The sequence below is a fragment of the Cryobacterium lactosi genome (assembly GCF_004403945.1).
Lineage (GTDB): Bacteria > Actinomycetota > Actinomycetes > Actinomycetales > Microbacteriaceae > Cryobacterium > Cryobacterium lactosi.
In genome coordinates this window covers 1-4,340 of record NZ_SOHM01000037.1, presented here as the reverse complement: position 1 = coordinate 4,340, position 4,340 = coordinate 1, and the positions used below count along the sequence as shown (strand labels likewise).

The 4,340-nt window shown below is 55.9% G+C and carries 7 protein-coding genes; 6 read left to right on the top strand and 1 reads right to left on the bottom strand.

The genetic code is table 11. The features are described 5' to 3' along the window. Positions 1 to 124: 124 nt before the first annotated feature. The 6 genes from E3T61_RS18340 to E3T61_RS22715 all read left to right on the top strand — a co-directional run bounded on the left by E3T61_RS18340 (position 125) and on the right by E3T61_RS22715 (position 3,980). On the top strand, positions 125 to 637 hold the full coding sequence (locus tag E3T61_RS18340; protein ID WP_478213456.1) for a sporulation delaying protein family toxin: 513 nt from the start codon (positions 125 to 127) through the stop codon (positions 635 to 637). A gap of 222 nt (positions 638 to 859) precedes the next feature. Then, positions 860 to 1,294 carry an SdpA family antimicrobial peptide system protein gene (locus E3T61_RS18335; protein ID WP_255455711.1) on the top strand — a complete coding sequence of 145 codons (435 nt, stop codon included), beginning with the start codon at positions 860 to 862 and terminating at the stop codon, positions 1,292 to 1,294. Further along, the gene (locus E3T61_RS18330; RefSeq protein ID WP_134642293.1) at positions 1,288 to 2,247 is read left to right on the top strand and encodes a sporulation-delaying protein SdpB family protein; all 960 of its coding nucleotides are present in this window, start codon (positions 1,288 to 1,290) and stop codon (positions 2,245 to 2,247) included. Before E3T61_RS18335 ends, E3T61_RS18330 begins: the two co-directional genes overlap by 7 nt. Before the next feature lie 132 nt (positions 2,248 to 2,379). Beyond that, entirely contained in the window at positions 2,380 to 2,727 is a 348-nt protein-coding gene (locus tag E3T61_RS18325) for a GntR family transcriptional regulator (protein ID WP_134642292.1), read from the top strand. Positions 2,728 to 2,732: 5 nt separating this feature from the next. Next, positions 2,733 to 3,698, top strand: a complete 966-nt coding sequence (locus tag E3T61_RS18320; protein WP_134642291.1) for a hypothetical protein — start codon at positions 2,733 to 2,735, stop codon at positions 3,696 to 3,698. Positions 3,699 to 3,764: 66 nt separating this feature from the next. Beyond that, a complete protein-coding gene (locus E3T61_RS22715) occupies positions 3,765 to 3,980 on the top strand; it encodes an ANTAR domain-containing protein (RefSeq protein WP_420898501.1) in 216 nt (71 codons plus the stop codon). Positions 3,981 to 4,026: 46 nt separating this feature from the next. Here E3T61_RS22715 and E3T61_RS22770 read toward each other — a convergent pair whose 3' ends face one another. Beyond that, entirely contained in the window at positions 4,027 to 4,251 is a 225-nt protein-coding gene (locus tag E3T61_RS22770) for a DUF7882 family protein (RefSeq protein WP_478213455.1), read from the bottom strand. Between the last annotated feature and the right edge of the window lie 89 nt (positions 4,252 to 4,340).

Sequence of the window (4,340 nt, the reverse complement as noted above, 5' to 3'; positions counted from 1 at the left end):
GCTCGCCCGTTGCAAACAGTTGGCGTATCTTCGCCCAATCGTCCATATTGATCACCTTCCATACTGGTCGGTGGTCCTGTTTTCAATCGGCGTTAATGGTCCTGTTTTCAATCGGCGTTAACACATCGCGGCTGTTTCGGAAAAGAGCAGCCCGAAGTATGAGGGCGAGCCCTTGTTTAGGGCAATCGTTTTCGGGCAGGGTGAGGCGGCCTTGAAGCTCGAGGGACTGACCAATCCAGTTGACATGACTCCAGAGGTGGAAGGCGAGATCGACAGAATCGTCGCCCAAATCAACTCGATCGATGCGACATATTTCGATCGTTTCGCCGAGTTGGCGCAAAGCGGAGACGTTCTCCAAGTTGAGACCGCTTTCACCGACACCGGAGATGTTCTGAACGAAGCGCTCACCGCCCTTGGGTATGGCGATGGCAGCGTTTCCGGTGAAGTGTCGCCTGACTGCATCCAGGTGGTTCTATTTGCCGTCGCAGTCCTGGTCTACGCGGGTGTTGCCGTTCTTCAAGTGGCCGCTGTAGCGGTTTCGTGGCTCTACAAGGGCTACGCGAAGCGTGCGTCTGGCGTTGATTCTGAGTTGGCGCGCGAAAAATGGATTGCATCCGTCACTACGGCACTCGCGTAACCGCACATGGGACGTGAAGATCAACTAGCTTCCGTCCGAGAAGACGAGGAGGAGTATCGATCGACCGGCGACCAAGCGGATCGAGCGTTTACTCCTCCTCCGTCACTCGGAATTTTTGCTCTTGTTGTTGTGACGTTTTGGATTGCTTTCGGAGCTTTTGTTTATCACACGAATCAACCAGAGAACGTGCTTACGTCCGCTTAGCAGGTCTCGCTCAAACCGATCGTCCAGACGATTCTTCCTGAGCAATGGGGGTTTTTCACCAAGTCTCCACGTGAAGACATGATTCTTCCGTACACGCACTCTCAAGAAGCAGGCTGGGCTAGCGCGGCGATGTACCCTCACGCCCAGGCTCAGTATGCATTCGGCTGGAATCGAGTCTCACGCGCCCAAGGCGTCGAGGTGGGACTCGTTTACAAGGAGGTGGTGGACGGTATCTGGACTGACTGCACCGACTACGGAGACGCGATCGATTGCCTCGATGCGCTCTCAGATGACAGCAAGGCAGAGGTTCCAACTGTGGCGAACCTCTCACCGGATCCAACACTCTGTGGGCTCTCAGCTTTTTCTAAAGCGCCGCCCGCTCCTTGGGCCTACGCGAACATTGGTCAAGCGAAACAACGCATTTCGATCACCTTGGTGGAAATCACATGCTAGAAAAATTTTCATCCTTTGTATACGCATGGTCGTCGCGTCCAGTGTGGACTGGAAATCTGGGATTGGCCCGAACTCTCATTGCGCTCTCTGGATTAGGGACACAGGTTTTCTCGTCAGTGAATACTCTGATTCGTCCCGCCGCCGGGGCACCAGACATGTTCTGTGCAGGACCAGCCTCGATGAGTATCTGGTGCTTAACCCCTGCAGCCGGACACGGTTGGGCGAGGCTGGCGTGCATTTTGATCCTTGCGGTCGCTGCTTCGGGATGGCGGCCCCGTTACACGGCCCTTCCCATGTGGTGGGTTCTTGTCGGCAACCAGGCATCCCTCACGGTGATCGATGGAGGGGATCAGATTATTTCCGTCTTGGCTTTCCTATTGATCCCTCTCTCGCTCATCGACTCCAGGGTGTGGCACTGGAAGACGGCGCCTGCAGAGGCCGGCGCAAAGCACCCGAAAACTATGGTGCTTGCTCATATCTCAATTGTTGTCCTTCAGGTGCAAGTGGCGTTCGTATACATAAACTCCTGTCTTGCCAAACTGGGAGTTCCAGAATGGCTAGACGGAACCGCGCTCTATTACTGGCTGCGGGATCCGATGTTTGGCCCGTCAGGGTCATTCCGAGAAGCAACCGACCTGTTGATGGTTCACGCAATCCCGGTCGCGGCCGTCACCTGGGGCACATTATTGCTTGAATTCTTTCTTGGAATCTCCATATTTATCCCCCGCAAATACCGGCTCGTACTACTTCCCCTAGGCGTTGCTTTTCATCTAGGAATTGCAGTGCTTATGGGACTGTGGAGCTTCGCCTTTGCCATGTGGGGTGGGCTGATTCTGCTTCTTTGGCCGGAGGGCAACCTCCTTGAATTGGTCAAGAAACTTGCGCGAACTGCCTTGCGTCAGCGTCGACTGGGCTCATCTTCGCCCGCGTTGACAGAGCGAGCTCATAAATAAAGCCCATGAACGCAACCGTGCTGTGTCTACAGAGAGGAGTGATCAAGCAAATTGTAAATATGGCCTTTGGCCTGGATATTAAATCCAGGCAGAGGCTTCCATTAGCGACATTGTTCTACTAACATTACACATGTGTTGATTCGCATTGATCAGGCATCGAAGGCGACCTTGGCTACGCAAATTGCAGATCAAATCAGGGCGGGCATATCAAACGGAAGCGTAAAAATTGGCGACAGGTTGCCGCCAGCCCGCGATTTGGCCCTCGCTCTCGACGTAAACATGCACACGGTCTTGCGCGCCTTTAGTCGACTTCGAGACGAAGGTCTTGTCGAAATGAGGCAAGGGCGGGGTGCATGGATCAGACGTGAGGCATCGTCGGTGACGCCGCACCTAGCTGCACTGGCTCAACAGCTAATGACGGAAAGTCGCCGGCTCGGACTCACACGCTCCGATGTGATTCAACTACTGGAAAGAATCTGAAGCTCATGAGTGCATCTGAACGACACCGAAGCTTGCGCAACGTATTAGCGGGGACTCTACTCCTCGTACCTTTTCTGGTCATAGTCGCTACGGGGCTGATGTGGGTGAACCAGCTTCCGAGCACCGTTCCTACGCAGTGGTCGGGCGACCAAGTCGTCTCTACTCAACCGACAATTCTGCTTTTCGGAATCACAGCATCTACCGCGCTGGTATGCGGGCTGATCGGCTTTCTAACGGGCCTCACGCCGGTAGCGCAAGATGACTCTCGTTTCGGCTACCTCATTACTGGGCTGCTGTCTGGCGGCGCAGCGGGTGGCTGGACAATATGCGCAGCACTCGCCGTCAGTACACAGCCGGATAGTGAGCCCGTTATCGGAGGATGGGGTTTACTCCTTCTTGGTTCCTTCGCTTACGGGTTGCTGCCTTACTTTGTAGCTCGCAAACCCACCCCCATTCAAGAGGTCGAGCCTCATGAACAGATGACTTTCGCGCCGCATGAATCCGCCGCTTTCAGCACAATCATGAAAGCCCCGCTGTTCGCATTTATTGCCATCATCATTCTTGTTGTGGGCGGAGCATCCCTTTGGATACCTCTCGTGGGGAAGGAGCCCACGTTGACTGACATTCTGACTAGCGCCCTGTTGGTAGTGGTGACGGCTGCCGCAGCATCGTTCAGCCGGGTCCGCGTGACAGCGGACAAACGGGGCTTGCGCGTTTCTCCGGCGGCAGCACCTTTTCTTGCGAAGAAGATTGAGTTGACCAATATCTCGGATGTTCGTGCGGAAATCATTGCCCCAGGCGCGTGGGGTGGGTGGGGGTACAGGATCATGCCAGGGCGATCCGCAGTCGTAATTCGTGCCGGGGAAGGCATCGTCTTGACCCTGAACAACGGCAAAGAGTTTGCGCTCACGGTCGATGACGCAGCAAGCCTCGCGGCCCTGCTGCAGGGCCTATCGTCTTCCAGGCCTTGATAGATACAGTGTTCCAAGCCATTTTTGGAGCGGTGGGCGGCCCGCACTGGCATCGTCCCCTCGGGCGTGCAACCCCGATCAAGCAGTGGTCCCTCGCTGACATGGATCGTTGCGTTCCACGGCGACTCTGAGGTGCACCAAGCAACCGGAGTGATCATTGCTCAGACCCACACTGACCCAGACCAGGCCTTGCAACGCCTCGTGGACTATGCGGAATCCACAGGTCAACCCTTGGATGCGGTGGCCGCGGACGTTATCGCTCGCCGGACTACTTTCTCCTAACGCCTTCGGTTGTCTTTCCGGCGAGGGCTGCTCCTCGTAGAATCCATCAGTGCTCTCTGAGCGACGCAAACAAGTGCGGGCCAGTGCTGGCGGACGGCGGCTCGGGCAACACAGTTAGACCATCGGGGGTGCTCGCGGAACCGAGCAATGCGCTGATCCACTCTGGATTGATCCTGGGCGTGTGGCTGCTGGAGTAGACGTAGACGAGAGAAACTCCGGGGTAGACCCAGATCACATTTCTACTGCCGTTCCGGAATTTGTCAAGGTGAATGAGGCCAGCGTGAGTTTAGGCGGCTAGTTTCGGTTCGGTCTCCGCGACTGCGGGTTCGGCGGGTTGGTTGATCCAGGCTGGCCCGGGCA

Coding starts and splice junctions, on each gene's coding strand:
- E3T61_RS18330 (WP_134642293.1), top strand. CDS start 1,288: ATGCTAGAAAAATTTTCATCCTTTGTATACGCATGGTCGTCGCGTCCA.
- E3T61_RS18320 (WP_134642291.1), top strand. CDS start 2,733: ATGAGTGCATCTGAACGACACCGAAGCTTGCGCAACGTATTAGCGGGG.